17 protein-coding genes and 1 tRNA gene are annotated in these 16,171 nt (G+C 68.7%); 5 read left to right on the top strand and 13 right to left on the bottom strand.

What is annotated here, in order from left to right; translation table 11 throughout:
- Positions 1-29: 29 nt before the first annotated feature.
- The 5 genes from G6N19_RS19570 to G6N19_RS19550 are packed head-to-tail and all read right to left on the bottom strand — an operon-like array spanning position 30 to position 4,270.
- Positions 30-263 (bottom strand): DUF2510 domain-containing protein, encoded by a 234-nt coding sequence (locus G6N19_RS19570; protein WP_013829049.1) that lies wholly within the window; start codon positions 261-263, stop codon positions 30-32.
- A complete protein-coding gene (locus tag G6N19_RS19565) occupies positions 260-1,210 on the bottom strand; it encodes a helix-turn-helix transcriptional regulator (protein ID WP_013829050.1) in 951 nt (316 codons plus the stop codon). Before G6N19_RS19565 ends, G6N19_RS19570 begins: the two co-directional genes overlap by 4 nt.
- Positions 1,207-2,202, bottom strand: coding sequence for a helix-turn-helix transcriptional regulator (locus G6N19_RS19560; RefSeq protein WP_193465482.1), 996 nt, complete (start codon positions 2,200-2,202; stop codon positions 1,207-1,209). The genes G6N19_RS19565 and G6N19_RS19560 overlap by 4 nt, the downstream gene beginning before the upstream one ends.
- Before the next feature lie 48 nt (positions 2,203-2,250).
- Positions 2,251-3,609 (bottom strand): Pup--protein ligase, encoded by a 1,359-nt coding sequence (gene pafA, locus G6N19_RS19555; RefSeq protein ID WP_013829052.1) that lies wholly within the window; start codon positions 3,607-3,609, stop codon positions 2,251-2,253.
- A 37-nt stretch (positions 3,610-3,646) separates the two neighbouring features.
- A complete protein-coding gene (locus G6N19_RS19550) occupies positions 3,647-4,270 on the bottom strand; it encodes an ANTAR domain-containing response regulator (RefSeq protein ID WP_193465481.1) in 624 nt (207 codons plus the stop codon).
- An 80-nt stretch (positions 4,271-4,350) separates the two neighbouring features.
- On the opposite strand from G6N19_RS19550, the gene G6N19_RS19545 reads away from it, so the two are divergent.
- Positions 4,351-4,424 (top strand) — tRNA-Leu (locus G6N19_RS19545).
- A 73-nt stretch (positions 4,425-4,497) separates the two neighbouring features.
- On the opposite strand, the gene G6N19_RS19540 is transcribed toward G6N19_RS19545, so the two are convergent.
- Positions 4,498-4,824, bottom strand: coding sequence for a YnfA family protein (locus G6N19_RS19540; protein ID WP_193465480.1), 327 nt, complete (start codon positions 4,822-4,824; stop codon positions 4,498-4,500).
- 65 nt (positions 4,825-4,889) lie between these two features.
- On the opposite strand from G6N19_RS19540, the gene G6N19_RS19535 reads away from it, so the two are divergent.
- From G6N19_RS19535 to G6N19_RS19520, 4 genes are all read left to right on the top strand, one after another.
- Positions 4,890-6,197 carry an adenylate/guanylate cyclase domain-containing protein gene (locus G6N19_RS19535; protein WP_193465479.1) on the top strand — a complete coding sequence of 436 codons (1,308 nt, stop codon included), beginning with the start codon at positions 4,890-4,892 and terminating at the stop codon, positions 6,195-6,197.
- A gap of 48 nt (positions 6,198-6,245) precedes the next feature.
- Positions 6,246-7,502 carry an alpha/beta hydrolase gene (locus G6N19_RS19530; protein ID WP_193465478.1) on the top strand — a complete coding sequence of 419 codons (1,257 nt, stop codon included), beginning with the start codon at positions 6,246-6,248 and terminating at the stop codon, positions 7,500-7,502.
- A 27-nt stretch (positions 7,503-7,529) separates the two neighbouring features.
- Positions 7,530-8,141: an HdeD family acid-resistance protein gene (locus G6N19_RS19525; RefSeq protein ID WP_408632453.1), complete on the top strand. Its 612-nt coding sequence runs from the start codon at positions 7,530-7,532 to the stop codon at positions 8,139-8,141.
- Positions 8,142-8,241: 100 nt separating this feature from the next.
- Positions 8,242-8,775, top strand: a complete 534-nt coding sequence (locus G6N19_RS19520; RefSeq protein ID WP_013829058.1) for a DUF4190 domain-containing protein — start codon at positions 8,242-8,244, stop codon at positions 8,773-8,775.
- 39 nt (positions 8,776-8,814) lie between these two features.
- On the opposite strand, the gene G6N19_RS19515 is transcribed toward G6N19_RS19520, so the two are convergent.
- From G6N19_RS19515 to trpC, 7 genes are all read right to left on the bottom strand, one after another.
- Entirely contained in the window at positions 8,815-9,693 is an 879-nt protein-coding gene (locus G6N19_RS19515) for an acyl-CoA thioesterase II (RefSeq protein WP_193465476.1), read from the bottom strand.
- On the bottom strand, positions 9,693-11,111 hold the full coding sequence (pyk, locus tag G6N19_RS19510; protein WP_013829060.1) for a pyruvate kinase: 1,419 nt from the start codon (positions 11,109-11,111) through the stop codon (positions 9,693-9,695). Before pyk ends, G6N19_RS19515 begins: the two co-directional genes overlap by 1 nt.
- 90 nt (positions 11,112-11,201) lie before the next feature.
- A complete protein-coding gene (locus tag G6N19_RS19505) occupies positions 11,202-11,609 on the bottom strand; it encodes an NINE protein (RefSeq protein ID WP_083038281.1) in 408 nt (135 codons plus the stop codon).
- Positions 11,610-11,643: 34 nt separating this feature from the next.
- Positions 11,644-13,215, bottom strand: coding sequence for a prolipoprotein diacylglyceryl transferase (gene lgt, locus G6N19_RS19500; RefSeq protein WP_083038279.1), 1,572 nt, complete (start codon positions 13,213-13,215; stop codon positions 11,644-11,646).
- Entirely contained in the window at positions 13,212-14,018 is an 807-nt protein-coding gene (gene trpA, locus G6N19_RS19495; RefSeq protein ID WP_193465475.1) for a tryptophan synthase subunit alpha, read from the bottom strand. Before trpA ends, lgt begins: the two co-directional genes overlap by 4 nt.
- Positions 14,015-15,334, bottom strand: a complete 1,320-nt coding sequence (gene trpB, locus G6N19_RS19490) for a tryptophan synthase subunit beta (RefSeq protein ID WP_193465474.1) — start codon at positions 15,332-15,334, stop codon at positions 14,015-14,017. The genes trpA and trpB overlap by 4 nt, the downstream gene beginning before the upstream one ends.
- A complete protein-coding gene (trpC, locus tag G6N19_RS19485) occupies positions 15,335-16,153 on the bottom strand; it encodes an indole-3-glycerol phosphate synthase TrpC (RefSeq protein ID WP_013829065.1) in 819 nt (272 codons plus the stop codon).
- Positions 16,154-16,171 lie beyond the last annotated feature (18 nt).

Here is a 16,171-nt window from a genome sequence, read left to right as displayed (position 1 = left end):
TCCAGACGTCGTATCGATGCTACCGCAGCTCAGGACCCCGGCGGCGCACGCCGCGGACGGGTGGCCCCCGTCCAGCTCTGACCGTCGAAGTAGCGGAGCAGTTCCGGGTCGGCGGGATCCGGATACCAAGCCGGGGGCACCGCTGATTGGCCCGCCGGCTTCGACTTGGCCTTGACCAGGAAAACGATGCCGACCACCACGCCTATCACCACGGCCAGGAAGACGACATCGGCTATCAGCATCCCGGCACTGAATGCGGTCACGCGCGTACTTCCCCGTAGGCCGCCAGCGCGGCGGCCGCGGCCTCGCGCACCCGGTCGACCACCGACTCGGGTGCCACGATCTGCACCTCGTCACCCATGCCCAGCAGCAGCCGCGTCAACCATTCGTCGGATGCGTAGGTCATCTCCGCTTCCCGCCAGCCGTCGGCCGAATCACCGACCAGTCGCATCGGGTAGTACTCGAACATCCAGGCCGCCGCCGGCGCCACCCTCACGGTGGCGACCGGCAGGGACGGGTCGGCGTCGAACAGCGAGGTGTCGGTCTCGGCCTGGCGTGCCGGTTCCGGCGGCGCCGCGGGTTCGTCGAGCAGCTCGGCGTCGTCGATGCGGTCGAAGCGGAACAACCGCACCCCGGCGGAGTCGCGGCACCAGGCTTCCAGGTAACTGTGGTTTGCGATCAGCACCACCCGGATGGGGTCGACGACCCGGCGCGACGACGTGTCCCGCGAGGCGGCGTAGTAGTCGATGCTGATCGCCCGGCGGCGGTGCACGCCGTCACGGACGACCGCGGCGACCGGGTCGTCCTCGTCCGCGGCGTCGGTTGCCCGGTGGGCGGCCTCGCCGGCGGCGTTCTCGATCTTCGCGATCGCGCTGCGTGCCGCTCGGGGGTCGACGATGCCGGGCATGTCGACCAACGCCCGCAGCGCCATCAGCATGGCGGTGGCCTCCGGCGACGTCAGCCGCAACGGCCGATCCACCCCCGCGGTCTCGTGCACGTCGAGGCGGTCGTCGTAGAACGTCACGTCGATCAGCTCTCCCGGCCCGTAACCGGGCATGCCGCACATCACCAGCTGATGCAGGTCGGCCTGCAGCTGCGCCAGGCTCACGCCGAGCTCGGCGGCGGCCTGCTTCTTGGTGATGCCGGGCCGCGCCTGCAGATACGGCACCATGTTCAGCAGCCGGACCAGCCGCTTGGACAGTTGGCTCACGCGAGCACCCCCCGGGCGCTGGCGGTCAGCCGGGCCACCACGTCGTCGCGCAGTGACGGCGGATCCAGCACGACGGCGTCGGCGCCGTGCCCGGCGATATCGCGGGCCAGCCGGTCGTGGGTGCCGATGTCGACGCCGACGATGTCGCCGTCGCGGCCGGCGAGCGCCTGCCGGCCCAGCACGGCGCCGGCCCGGCGCAATGCCACCGCCCGGCCGTCGGCGACCCAGATCCGGGCCTGCAGCCCGGTCGGGGCTTCGCCGACGGCCTCGGCGACGATCGCGCGCAGGTCGACGCCGTCGGGGCGGGTGACCGAACCCGGCGACCCGATCGGGGTGACCTCGTCGGCGATCCGTGACATCCGGAAGGTGCGCACCGCATCGCGATCGTGGTCATGGCCGACCAGATACCAGCGGCCGCCGTGGGTCACCACCCCCCACGGCTCGACGGTGCGGGTGACGTACGGATCGACCGGCGACGGGCGGTGGCCGAACTGCACGGCCTGCCCCGCCTGCACGGCGTCCATCAGGGCGCCCAGCGCCGGCTCGGCTCGGTGGATGCCCGGGAGCGCCGCCGGGGGCGCCACCAGTACGTCGGCGCGCGCCGGGTCCACCTCGACACCGGCGGCGTGCAGTTTGGCCACCGCCCCCTGGGCATTGGCCCGCAGCTGGGGCGACTGCCACAGCTGGACCGCCACGGCAACCGCGGCGGCCTCCTCCGTGGTGAGCTCGATGGCGGGCAGCGCGTAAGCATCGGGGTTGATGCGGTAGCCGTCGACCGTGTCGAACACCGAAGCCTTCCCGGTTTCCAGCGGAATGCCCAGATCCCGCAGCTCGTTCTTGTCCCGCTCGAACATCCGGGAGAACGCTTCGTCGCTGGGGCTGTCACCGTAGCCGATCACGGTGGCGCGGATCTTCTCCGCGGTGAGATAACCGCGCGTGGACAGCAATGCGATGACCAGATTCAGTAGTCGTTCGACTTTGGCAGTCGCCATGCAAGGAGGATAGGCGGTGGCGGCGGGCGGGTCGGTCGGAAGTGGGTGCTACATGCTGGCGATCAGGCGCTTGACCCGCTCGTCGACCGACCGGAACGGGTCTTTGCACAGCACGGTGCGCTGGGCTTGATCGTTGAGCTTGAGGTGCACCCAGTCGACGGTGAAGTCCCGGCCGGCGGCCTGTGCGGCACTGATGAATTCGCCGCGCAGCTTGGCGCGGGTGGTCTGCGGCGGCGTGTCGACCGCCTCGTCGACCTCCTCGTCGGTGGTGACCCGGGCGGCCAGCCCCTTGCGCTGCAGCAGATCGAACACCCCGCGGCCCCGCTTGATGTCGTGATAGGCCAGGTCCAGCTGCGCGATCTTCGGATCGGACAGCTCCATGTCGTAGCGATCCTGGTAGCGCTGGAACAGCTTTCGTTTGATCACCCAGTCGATCTCGGTGTCCACCTTGGCGAAATCCTGGGTTTCGACGGCGTCGAGCTGGCGGCCCCACAGGTCGATGACCTGCTCGAGCTGCGGGTTGCTGGCCCGCGTCTGCACGTAGTCCACCGCCCGCCCGTAGTACTCGCGCTGGATGTCCAGCGCGCCGGCCTGGCGCCCGCCGGCCAGCCGCACCGGGCGTCGGCCGGTGACGTCGTGGCTGACCTCGCGGATCGCCCGGATCGGGTTGTCCAGCGAGAAGTCGCGGAAGGGCACCCCCGCCTCGATCATCTCCAGCACCAGTGCCGCGCTGCCCACCTTGAGCAGGGTGGAGGTCTCGGACATGTTGGAGTCCCCGACGATGACGTGCAGCCGGCGGTACTTCTCGGCGTCGGCGTGCGGCTCGTCGCGGGTGTTGATGATGGGACGCGATCGGGTCGTGGCGCTCGACACGCCCTCCCAGATGTGCTCGGCGCGCTGCGACAGACAGAAGGTGGCGGCCTTGGGGGTCTGCAGCACCTTGCCGGCGCCGCAGATCAGTTGGCGGGTCACCAGGAACGGCAGCAGCACGTCGGAGATCCGGGAGAACTCCCCGGCGCGGACGATCAGGTAGTTCTCGTGGCAGCCGTAGGAGTTGCCCGCCGAGTCGGTGTTGTTTTTGAACAGGTAGATGTCGCCGCCGATCCCCTCATCGGCCAGCCGCTGCTCGGCATCGATCAGCAGGTCTTCGAGCACCCGTTCGCCGGCCCGGTCGTGGGTGACCAGCTGCACCAGGTTGTCGCATTCGGCGGTGGCGTACTCCGGATGACTACCGACATCCAGATACAACCGGGCGCCGTTGCGCAGGAACACATTCGAACTGCGACCCCAGGACACCACCCGGCGGAACAGATACCGTGCCACCTCGTCGGGTGACAGTCGCCGGTGGCCGTGGAAGGTGCAGGTGACACCGAACTCGGTCTCGATGCCCATGATTCTGCGCTGCACGTCATCGAGACTACTGGTTGAACCAGGGCAACGGTGGTCAGGTCGGGGGGGTCGCCGCCGTGTCGAGGGTTTCCAGCACGACCTCGGCCACCTGGCGCATCGTGGTCCGCTTGTCCATCGCCGCCCGCTGAATCCACCGGAATGCGTCCGGCTCGCTCAGGCCCTGCTTGCTCTGCAGCAGTCCCTTGGCGCGCTCGATGAGCTTGCGGGTCTCGAGTTGCTCCGACAGGCTGCTGACTTCGCGTTCCAGCGCGGTGATCTCCTCCGAGCGGCTGACCGCCAGCTCGATGGCGGGCACCAGGTCCCCGGCCGAGAAGGGTTTGACCAGATAGGCCATCGCCCCGGCGTCGCGGGCCCGTTCCACCAGGTCGCGCTGGCTGAATGCGGTGAGCATGACGATCGGCGCGATGCGTTTTCCGGCGATCTCGGACGCCGCGTCGATGCCGTCGCGGCGCGGCATCTTGACGTCGATGATCACCAGATCGGGGCGCAGCAGCTCCGCCAGCTCGACGGCCTCCTGGCCGTCGCCGGCCTCGCCGACGACCTCGTAGCCCTCTTCCCGCAGCATTTCGGCGAGGTCGAGCCGGATCAGCGCTTCGTCCTCGGCGATCAGGACCCGGCGGGCAGGACGCGGAGCGCCCTCGGATGTCGACGCAGTCATCACCCCATTCTGTCGCGCCTGCCGGCGGCGGCAACCCTTCGGGGCATCGTCTATCGTGGAGACCCGCGCGCAGGCGCTCGGCCCTCGTATCCCAACTGGCAGAGGAAACGGATTCAAAACCCGTACAGTGTGAGTTCGAATCTCACCGAGGGCACTGAGAAACACCCGGTCACCGACCGTACATCGCGCCGGAGACCCGCACGGGCGAGTCCCCTGCTGCTTCGGGCTCAGCGGGGCGTGTACATGATCACACCCACGCCCAGCAGGCAGATCAGCGCGCCGAGAACGTCGGCCCGGTCGGGCCGGAAACCGTCGAAGGCCATGCCCCAGGCCAGTGAGCCCGCGACGAACACCCCACCGTAGGCGGCCAGGATCCGGCCGAAATGGGCGTCGGGCTGCAGCGTCGCCACAAAGCCGTACAGGCCCAAGGCGATCACACCGGCCCCGGCCCACAGCAGCCCGCGGTGCTCACGCACCCCCTGCCAGACCAGCCAGGCACCGCCGATCTCCGCGACGGCGGCCAGCACGAACAGCGCAATGGAACGCAGCAGCATGCTCGGTGACCCTAGCCGCCGAATGAAAGCCCAGCTCCGCACCTCACGGGATTAGGCTGTTGAAGGTGACCGTCAAGCGGTTTCTCGCGGTATCGGCGGAATCCCAGCCTTCCGACCGGCACTGGCGTTGCATGCCGGCGCGCACCCGCCACTACGCAGCGCGGCTGTCGCAGCGGCTGCGGATCCTCAAGGTCTCCGCCGGCCTCGCCGCGATCATCAGCGCGGGCTTCGGACTGCTGGAGATCTGGGCGGACCCCGCTTACTGGTGGATCGGTGCGCTCAATCTCATCGCCGCCGCCGCCTTTGTGCTGACCCCGCTGCTCTACCACTACGGCGAGCTGATCGCGCCCCTGGCGTTCGTCGGCATCGCCTACCTGACGACCTTCGTAATCTGCTGGGTGGTCGGGACCGGATCGGGTGTCCAGTTCTACTTCCTGGCCTCGGCGTCGATCAGCGTGCTCATTCTCGGCGTGGACCGGATCAAATTGGCCGCGGTGGTGGCGGGCATCGGTGCGGCGCTGACGATCGCCCTGCAGTTCCTGGTTCCCACCTACAAGCTGGATCAGCCGGCCTGGCTGCGCGACCTGTCCTTCGCCCTGGTGGTGGTCTCGGCGTGCTTCATAGTGATCGCCACCATCTGGTACGCGCTGCGCGAGATCGGCCACGCCGAAGCGGCGATGGAGGCCGAATACGATCGGTCCGAAGCGCTGCTGGCGAATATTCTGCCCACCGCCGTAGCCGACCGGCTGAAGAACCCGGCGGTCGACGTCATCGCCGACAGCTATCCCGATGCCTCGGTGCTGTTCGCCGATATCGCCGACTTCACCCGGCGGGCCAGCCAGACCGACCCTGGGCAGCTGGTCGAATTCCTCAACGAGATCTACACCGGGCTGGATCGGCTCGTCGATCGGCACGGGCTGGAGAAGATCAAGACCAGCGGTGATTCCTACATGGTGGTCAGCGGAGTCCCCGATCCGCGACCCGACCATCTGCACGCGCTGGCGCAACTGGCCCTCGACATCGCCGGCACCATTGCCGAACTGCGCGATCCGCTGGGCCGGCCGGTGTCGCTGCGGATCGGTCTGGCCGCCGGCCCGGTGGTCGCCGGCGTGGTCGGCAATCGCCGGTTCTTCTATGACGTGTGGGGGGACGCGGTCAACCTCGCCTCCCGGATGGAGTCGACCGGCGTACCGAACCGTATCCAGGTTCCACAGGACGTCTACGAGCGGTTGACCAGCGAATTCGTGTTCGAGGAGCGCGGCGACGTCGACGTCAAGGGCAAGGGCGTCATGCATACCTGGTTCCTGGTCGGCGCGCGCCCGCCGGCCTCCCGCGGTCCGGCGTCACGATCACTGTCGGTGCCTGCGCGCTGACGGGGCGATTCGACCGGTTTCGGTAGGGTGCCGGAGGGTCATCCCCCAATGCGAAGGAGCGCAATGACGAGGCTGTTGGCTGTATTCGGCTCGCTCGCCGGACTCGCCACCACGCTCAATGGCTACCGCCCGCTCAGCAAGCACGGCTATCCGTCGCTGTATGCGTTCGCGTTCGGCGTGTTCGCCTCGGAGCTTCCGCTGCAACTCGTGGCCGGGCAGTCCGCGGCGTTGGCAGCGGTATCGCGCGGGCTGCCGCCGCGGGTACGACGGTTCAGTTGGCTGGTTTCGGTGCTGTCCTGGCTGGGCCTGCTCGGGCTCAACCATCTCGGTCGCACCGCGAATCGACCGCTGACCGCTGCGTTGGACGCCGAACTCGGTGCGGATCGGCGCGCCGACGGCCGCGAGCTCTGGAAGCGACCGGGCCCGGACGGCGAGATCGCCAAGGCAACCGGTCTGGTGCGCATGATGCGGGTCTACCGCGACTACGCCACCGATGCCGACATTCCTTACGGCGAATACGGCGGCCGCAACACCCTCGACGTATGGCGGCACCGAGACCTGCCCCGTGACGGCCGCGCTCCCGTCCTGCTGCAGGTCCCCGGCGGCGCCTGGATGGTGGGAAGCAAACGCGGTCAGGCGCATCCGCTGATGAGCCATCTAGTCGAACGGGGCTGGGTGTGCGTGTCGATCAACTACCGGCTCAGCCCCCGCTCCACGTGGCCGGACCACATCATCGACGTCAAGCGGGCGCTGGCCTGGACCAAAGCCCACATCGCCGACTACGGCGGCGACCCGGACTGGGTCGCGGTCACCGGCGGCTCGGCGGGCGGCCACCTGTGCTCGCTGACCGCACTGACCGCGGGCGATCCAAAGTTCCAGCCGGGCTTCGCCGATGCCGACACCAGCGTGCGCGCGGCCGTTCCGTTCTACGGCGTCTACGACTTCACCGGCGAGACCGATCTGCATCCGCTGCTGGCACCGGCGCTCAGCGCGTATGTGTTCAAACAGAGCCGGCGCCGGTTCCCCGACACCTATCGCACCGCGTCATCGATGACGTACATCTCGGCTGACGCCCCGCCGTTTTTCGTGCTGCACGGCAGCAACGATTCGTTGGTCCCGGTCGAGCAGGCCCGCGCGTTCACCGCCCGGTTGCGCCATGTCAGCGCGAACCCCGTTGTCTATGCGGAGTTGCCGGTGGCCCAGCACGCATTCGACATCTTCGGCTCGCCACGGGCGGCGCACACCGCGGTGGCCGTCGAGCAGTTCCTCGCCGAAATCTACGCCCGGGACACGGCACGCCGGTAACGCTGAAACCGCCCCCTCCAGCGGCCCATGTGCCAAACTCCGGGCATGGAAACGACGGCCGCCCCGAAACTGCTACCGCATCTGTGGAAATCGACGCTGGTCTCCGGTGTCCTCGCTCTGGTGCTGGGCGTGCTGATCCTGGCTCGGCCCGGTAACTCGATCCTGGTTGCCGCGATTCTGTTCGGCGTCTACCTGCTGATAACCGGTGTGGCACAGACGATTTTCGCGTTCAGCTTGCCGGTGATGTCGGTGGGCGGCCGGGTGCTGCTCTTCATCAGCGGGGCGGCGTCGCTGATCCTGGCCGTGCTGTGCTTCCGGCATTTCAATTCCGACGAGGAAGCGCTGGCGGTGCTGCTGCTGGCCATCTGGATCGCGGTCGGCTTCATCTTCCGCGGTGTGGCCACCGCCGTTGCCGGTATCAGCGACCCGGAACTGCCCGGCCGCGGCTGGCAGATCTTCATGGGCGTGCTCAGCCTGCTGGCCGGCTTGGTGACCCTGGCCGCGCCGTTCACCTCGCTGTGGATCCTGGCGCTGGTCGTCGGCAGCTGGCTGATCGTCATCGGCATCGCCGAGATCATCACCGCCATCAGCATCCGACGGGCCGCCCGCAACGTCGCCACGGCATTGTCGGGCCCCTAGCGGGCGCCCGCCTGCTCCAGCGCCCGAACGGGCCGACGCGGGTACCCTGAGATCTGACCCTGCTGACACCTGTCGAATGCCCTGATGTGGAGCGCGCGCAATGCCCGAGTCTCAACCGTCCTGGCCTCCGGCCGGCGGTGGTTACCCCCCGCCGGCGTACCCGTACCCATATCCGGCGCCCGGGACCTATCCGGGCTACCCACCGCCCGGCCAGGTCAGCGCCCCCCGCAACGGTGCGGGCATCGCCGCCCTGGTGGTCGCCATCGCCGGAATCGTGACCGCATTGTCGGTGGTCGGCGGTGTGGTGCTGGGGATCGTGGCGGTGGTCCTCGGGTTCATCGGCCGCGGCCGCGCCAAACGCGGTGAAGCCGACAACGGCGGGGTCGCGATCTCCGGCATCGTGCTCGGCGCCCTGGCGGTCGTCGCCGGAATCGGCTGCATCTTCGTCTACGTCGGCATCTGGCGGACGGCCGGCGGCGGCGACTACGTGGACTGCATGACGAAAGCGGGATCGGACGCGGCCGCCCAGCAGCAGTGCACCGACCGGTTCCGTGAGCATTTCGAGAACAAGTTCGGCACCGCCGAAGCCCCTATGGTGCAGGAGTCGTCGGACTCGGCACTGATGCCGGCCTAACGAAGACCGCAAGGGCGGCCAAGCCGCGCCGGCAGTCGCTCAGCGCTTGGCGTTGGGGAAGTACATCAGGACACCCTCCTGGGTGACGGTGGCGATCACCTGCCCGGATCGGTCGAAGAAGTGCCCGGCGCCCAGCCCGCGGGAGTCCGCAGCCACCGGTGATGACGTCGCGTACAGCACCCAGTCGTCGAAACGCACCGGCCGGTGGAACCACAGGGTGTGGTTGGCGCTCGCGGCAAAGATCCGGTCGAAACCCCACGACAGCCCATGGGTGGTGATGATCGAATCGAGCACCGTGGTGTCCGACGAGTACACCATTAGCGCGGTGTGCAGCACCGGATCCTCGGGCAACACCCCGTCGGCCTTCATCCAGACCCGGTTATGGGCGAGCTGCCCTCCCTTGTCCCGCATCACCCAGGCGGGATCGTTGGCGTAGCGCCAGTCGATCGGGTGCGGCGCATTGACGAAGCCGGGCACGACCTCCTCGTAGCCCTCCAGAAGCTTCCGGACCCGGGGCAGCGTCTCCGGATCGGCGACCGCGGGCGCTTCCGCGCCGTGCTCGAGCCCGCGACCACCGGAGAGATACGAGACCATCGCGGTGGCGATCAGGGTGTCACCCTGCAACGCGTCGACCCGGCGGTTGGCGAACCGCCGCTCGTCGCGCAGCCGGTGGACCCGGAATTCGATGTCGCGGCCCGGATCCCCGCCGTTGATGAAGTGGACCGACAACGCGCCCGGCGGCAGGTGCTCCGAGACGGTACGACTCGCGGCCACGAACGATTGCGCCATCAACTGTCCGCCGAAAGTGCGCAGCGGCGTCTTGCTCGGGTGCGATCCGGTGAACACGTCGGGTTCGGTGGCCTCGAGGTCCAAAACGGCCAACAGCTCCTGGAAGTCCGTGTTCGGCTCGGCCGCCACTAGACGTCGTCCTCGCCGATCCGGTGCACGTGGATCAGGTTGGTCGAACCGACGGTGCCCGGCGGCGCGCCCGCGACGATCACCACCAGGTCGCCGCGCTTGTAACGGCCCAGGTCCAGCAGTGCCTTGTCGACCTGACGGATCATCCCATCGGTCGACTGCATCTGCGGAACAATGAAAGTCTCAGTGCCCCAGGTCATTGCGAGCTGGCTACGGACCTCGGGAAGCGCGGTGAACGCCAGCAGCGGTAGCGGGGTGTGCAGCCGGGCCAGCCGGCGAACGGTGTCACCGGACTGGGTGAACGCCACCAGTGCCTTGGCGTCGAGGCGCTCGCCGATCTCGCGGGCCGCATACGAGATCACCCCGCGCTTGGTCCGCGGAATATGCGACAACGGCGGTGCCGCAGTGGAATTCTCCTCCACCGCGCACACGATCCGGCTCATCGTCCGTACCGCCTCCAGAGCGTACTTGCCGACGGCCGTCTCACCGGACAGCATCACCGCGTCGGTGCCGTCGAGCACCGCATTGGCCACGTCGGACGCCTCGGCGCGGGTGGGCCGGAAATTCGAGATCATCGACTCCAGCATCTGGGTCGCGACGATGACCGGGCGGGCGTTCTCGCGCGCCACCTGAATGGCGCGCTTCTGCACCAACGGCACTTCTTCGAGTGCGAGCTCCACCCCCAGGTCGCCGCGGGCCACCATCACCGCGTCGAACGCCAGCACCACGGCCTCGAGGTTCTCGATGGCCTCCGGCTTCTCCAGTTTGGCGATCACCGGGACCCGGCGACCGACCCGGTCCATCACCTCGTGCACCAGCTCCACATCCGACGGCGAGCGCACGAAGGACAGTGCCACCATGTCGACGCCGAGGTTCAGCGCGAATTCCAGGTCTTCGATGTCCTTCTCGGACAGCGCGGGAGCGGAGACGTTCATGCCCGGCAGCGATATGCCCTTGTGGTTGCTGACCGTGCCGCCCTCGGTGACGGTGCACACCACGTCTTCGCCGTCGATGTGTTCCACCACCAGGCCGACCTTGCCGTCGTCGACCAGGACACGGTCGCCGGGTGCGGCGTCGGCCGCGAGGTGTTTGTAGGTGGTGGATACCCGATCATGGCCGCCCGGACAGTCGGAGACCGTGATGCGGACGGTCTCGCCGTTGGCCCAGTAGGCGGAGCCGTCGGCGAAGCGTCCCAGCCGGATCTTGGGTCCCTGCAGGTCGGCCAGCACACCGACCGCCCGCCCGGTCGCATCCGAAGCGCTGCGCACCCATTGGTAAGAGGCTTGATGGTCTTTGTGGTCGCCGTGGCTGAAGTTCAGCCGGGCCACATCCATGCCCGCGTCGACCAATGCTCGGACCATCTCCGCGGAGTGGGTCGCCGGACCGAGAGTACAGACGATCTTGCCGCGTCGATTCACGACCCAAGCATAGTCGGGCCGACTGAGCCGCTCCCCTCAGGAACGGTTGGCGCCGGCCGAAAGCCGCGTGGCGAGCGGCCGTCTGGCGCGTCAGGTCCCGTCGCGCAGCGGTCGACCCTGCTTGTCGCTCACCCGCCCGGCGAGCATCAGAATCGCATCGACGATGCCCCAGATGATCGGGACCGCGGCACCGATGCCCCACGTCGCCGCGGTGAAGAGCAGACAGCCCAGCAACTGCGCGATACCCAGCGCGGTTTGGCCCAGATAGATACGCCCGAATCCGAGGAAGCCGAACAAGCCCAGAAGCTGCAGCAGCGCTGCGATCACTTTCGACTTGTCCGAGTACGGCTGCCCGGTGACCGGATGGCGGCCGTGCGGCGCCAACGCGTCGGGGTAGCCCGGATACGGGGGCGGATAGCCGGGCTGGTGCGGGTGGTGCTGCCAACCGTCCGGCGGACCTGCCGGCGGCCACGACGGATCGGTCATGTCTTGCAGCATGCCAGAAAAACCGGCGATGCCGGTCGGAGCGAAATCAGCGCTGGTCGGGCTCGTCGTCCCCGTCAGCCACGTCGGCCGCGTCGGCCTCAGCCGTGTCCTCGTCGCTGTCGACGTCGGTTTCCCCGTCGGCGCCGCCGTCGGAATCATCGTCGGAATCGTCGTCGGCTGTGGCGACCGGGTCGGTTTCGGTCTCTGCAGCTTCGTCGGGCTCCGGTGCCGCCACAAGATCTTCGGTGTCTTCGACGACTTCGGCGCCGTCCGCGACGGATTCCTCGGTGGCCTCCGCCGTGTCCTCGTCGGCCTGGTCCACCGGTTCGGCGACTTCGTCACCCTCGCCGACTTCGTCACCCTCGGCGACTTCGTCACCCTCGGCCGGTTCGTCGGCGACGCTGCCGTCGTCTTCGGCAACGTCCTCGGGTTCGGCCTCGTCGGCTTCGTCAGCCTGCTCGACGACGCCGTCGCGGTCGGTGTCAGCCTCGAGCTCGGTGGTCTCGTCGCCTTCGACGTCGGTACCGTCGCCTGCCTCGGTGTCGGAGGCCTCTGCGTCGTCGGTGCCCGGGCCCACGGTGTCGTCGGCACCGGCCTCGTCCGGCTCGGTTTCGTCTTCGCCGGCAAGCCGATTCGGTATCCGGACCACGGACCCGACGCCGTTCGCAGCGCCGACCGCCACCAGCTCTTCTTCCGGTGCCGGCTCGGGTTCGGCCACAGCGGCCTGGTCGTCCGGTGCGCCGGGTTCCCACGCGCGACGGATGACCTCGGGGTCCTCGCGGCCCTTGGTGGCGAGCAGAATGTAGACCACCGCTCCGATGAACACGAACGTCGATGTGAACGAGTTGACCCGGATCCCGGCGATGTGGGTGGCCGCGTCGTCGCGCAGCAGTTCGATGCCGAAGCGCCCGATGCAGTAACCGGCGACGTAGAGCGCGAACAGCCGGCCGTGACCCATGCGGAACCGCCGGTCGGCATAGATCAACACCGCGAAAACGGCCAAATTCCAGAGTAATTCGTACAGGAACGTCGGTTGCACGATCTTGTACAGTTCGCCGGTCGACACACCGTCGAGCAGGTGCGGATCGCGTACCCCGGCGGCGTCCTCCCGCCAGAAGATCTCCAGGCCCCACGGCAAGGTCGTCTCCCGGCCGTAGAGCTCCTGGTTGAAGTAATTGCCGAGCCGGCCGATCGCCTGCGCCAACACGATGCCGGGCGCGACCGCGTCACCGAACGCCGGTAACGGGATCCCGCGACGCCGGCAGCCGATCCATGCGCCGATCCCACCGAGTGCCACCGCACCCCAGATCCCCAGGCCACCGTCCCAGATCCGCGGCGTCGCCTCCCAGCCGGCGCCGCCCTCACCGAAGTAGGTTCGCCAGTCGGTCATCAGGTGGTACAGCCGCCCACCGATCAAGCCGAACGGTACGGCCCACAACGCGATGTCGTAGATGACCCCCGGTTCACCGCCCCGCGCCCGCCACCTGCGGTCACCGATCAGCAGGGCGATGACGATGCCGATGATGATGCACAGGGCATACGCGCGGATCGGGACCGGACCGAGATGCCAGACACCGCGAGCCGGACTGGGAAAGTACGTGAGCCAGTTCAACGTCATGGCTGTGGAATCCTTTGACGCACACCGGATGCCAGTTCTTCGGTCAGCGAGCGCAAGGCACCCAGGCCATCGGCGAGCGCGGTGACCAGCGCCGAGCCGACGATGACACCGTCGGTATAGGTGCCGATCTCGGCGGCCTGTGCGCCGGAACGCACACCCAGGCCCACCCCGACCGGAATGTCGGAGACCTCCCGGACCCTGCGCACCAGCTCCGGCGCTGCGTTCGACACCGTGTCGCGGACACCGGTGACACCCATCGTCGACGCCGCGTAGACGAATCCGCTTGAGGCATGCGCGGTCTCGGCCAATCGCTGCGGTGTCGACGACGGCGCCACCAGGAAGATGCGATCCAGCCCATGCTGCTCGGATGCCGCCAGCCAGTCGTCGGCCTCGTCGACGATCAGATCGGGTGTGATCAGCCCCAGCCCACCGGCCGAGGCCAGATCGCGGGCGAACGCATCGACGCCGTAGCGCAGCACCAGATTCCAATAGGTCATCACAACCGCACGGCCACCGGCACCAGCGATAGCCTCGACCGCGGTCAAGGTGTCGCGGACCCGGACGCCGCCCTGCAGGGCCACCTCGGTGGCCCGCGCGATGGTCGGGCCGTCCATTCCCGGATCGGAGTAGGGCACGCCGACTTCGACGAGGTCGCAACCCGATTCGACCAGTGTGGTCATGGCCGCGACCGACCCGGGCACATCCGGGTACCCGGTGGGAAGGTAGCCGATCAGCGCGGCGCGCCCCTCGGCCCGGCACGCGGCGAACATCGGGGCCAGCCGGTCGCCGATGTGGCCGGTCATGCCGGCCCACCCTCGTTCTGGATCACGCGCCGTTCGTCGGCATCGCTTCGCGCTGCATCGTCATCGTCGCCCAGCAGTCCGAACCACTTGCCCGCGGTTTCGACGTCCTTGTCGCCGCGTCCGGACAGGTTGACCACGATGACCTTGCCCGGGCCCAGCTCGGCGGCCAGCTTGAGCGCGCCGGCCACCGCGTGCGCTGATTCGATCGCCGGGATGATTCCCTCGGTGCGGCAGAGTATTCCGAACGCCTCCATCGCCTCGGCGTCGGTGATCGGCTGATACTCGGCGCGCCCCGTCTCGCGCAGCCAGGCGTGCTCCGGGCCGACGCCGGGATAGTCCAGACCCGCCGAGATCGAGTGTGACTCGATGGTCTGCCCGTCCTCGTCCTGCAGCAGGTAGGAGAACGAGCCCTGAAACGCCCCCGGGGAGCCACCGGCGAACGTCGCGGCGTGCCGACCGGTGGCCACGCCGTCGCCGCCGGCTTCGTAGCCGATCAGCCGCACCGCGGGGTCGTCGATGAACGCATGGAAGATGCCGATGGCGTTCGACCCGCCGCCGACGCAGGCCACCACGGCATCGGGCAGCCGGCCGGCCAGTTGCTGGATCTGCGTGCGGGCCTCCAGCCCGACGATCCGCTGGAAGTCGCGCACCATGGTCGGGAACGGGTGCGGCCCGGCCGCGGTCCCGAAGCAGTAGTAGGTTCGATCGGCGTTGGTCACCCAGTCCCGGAACGCGTCGTTGATGGCGTCCTTGAGCGTCTGCGAGCCCGATTCCACCGAGACCACCTCGGCGCCCAGCAGCCGCATCCGGGCCACGTTGAGCGCCTGGCGGCGGGTGTCGACGGCTCCCATGTAGATCACGCACTCCAGGCCCAGCAGGGCGCAGGCGGTGGCGGTGGCCACCCCGTGCTGGCCGGCGCCGGTCTCGGCGATCACCCGGGTCTTGCCCATCCGCCGCGCCAACAGGGCCTGGCCCAGCACGTTGTTGATCTTGTGCGAGCCGGTGTGGTTCAGGTCCTCGCGCTTCAGGAAGATGCGGGCGCCGCCGGCGTGGGCGGTCAGGCGCTGCGCCTCGTACAGCGGCGAGGGCCGGCCGGTGTAGTGCGTCTGCAGGTTGTCGAGGGTGTCGAGGAACTCCCGGTCGTTGCGCACCTTGTCGTAGGCGGCGGTGACCTCTTCGATGACCGCCATCAACGCCTCGGCGACGTAGCGGCCGCCGTAGGCGCCGAAGTGCCCGCGGGCATCGGGGTCGTGCCGGCTGGGTTCGGCGACTCCGGCGCTGGCGCGCGGAAGGTTCGGGTGCGCGGTATCCGACATTTAGCGGGCGGGCTTCGGGCAGGACGGATGCTTACCCGCACTGACCAAATCGGCAACGGCCGCCCGCGGGTCGCCGCTGGTGACCAGTCCCTCGCCGACGAGGACGGCGTCCGCACCGGCACCGGCATAGGCCAGCAGGTCCGCGGTGCCGCGCACGCCGGACTCGGCGATCTTGACCACCTCGGTCGGCAGGCCCGGCGCGATCCGCGCAAAGCAGTCCCGGTCGACCTCCAGCGTGTGCAAGTCGCGGGCGTTGACCCCGATCACCTTGGCGCCGGCGGTCAGGGCCCGGTCGGCCTCTTCCTCGGTGTGCACCTCGACCAGGGCGGTCATCCCGAGCGACTCGGTGCGGTCGAGCATCGAGACCAGCGCCTGCTGTTCGAGCGCCGCCACGATCAGCAACAGCATGTCCGCGCCGTGGGCGCGAGCTTCGTGAATCTGGTAGGGCCGCACGATGAAGTCCTTGCGCAGCACCGGAACCGACACCGCGGCACGCACCGCGTCGAGGTCGGCGAGCGAGCCGTTGAAGCGGCGCTCCTCGGTCAGCACGCTGATAGCGCGGGCTCCGCCCTCGGCGTAGGCGCAGGCGAGTTCGGCCGGGTCGGCGATCGGGGCCAGTTGCCCCTTGGACGGGCTGGCGCGCTTGACCTCGGCGATGACCGCGATTCCAGGCTCTCGCAGGGCCGCCATGACGTCGCGCGGCGCGGGCATGGCCTCGGCTGCCGCCTTGACTTCCGCCAGGCTGACGACGGCCTCCCGGGCGGCAACGTCGGCGCAGACTCCCTCGATGATGGAGTCGAGCACGGTTGCCGAACTCATGTCTGCCGGTTCCTCTCC

Origin of the sequence: Mycobacterium novum (genome assembly GCF_010726505.1) — a bacterium.
GTDB classification, from domain to species: Bacteria; Actinomycetota; Actinomycetes; order Mycobacteriales; family Mycobacteriaceae; genus Mycobacterium; species Mycobacterium algericum.
The sequence above is the reverse complement of the archived record's forward strand: the minus strand, read 5'-3'. Positions and strand labels throughout refer to the sequence as shown.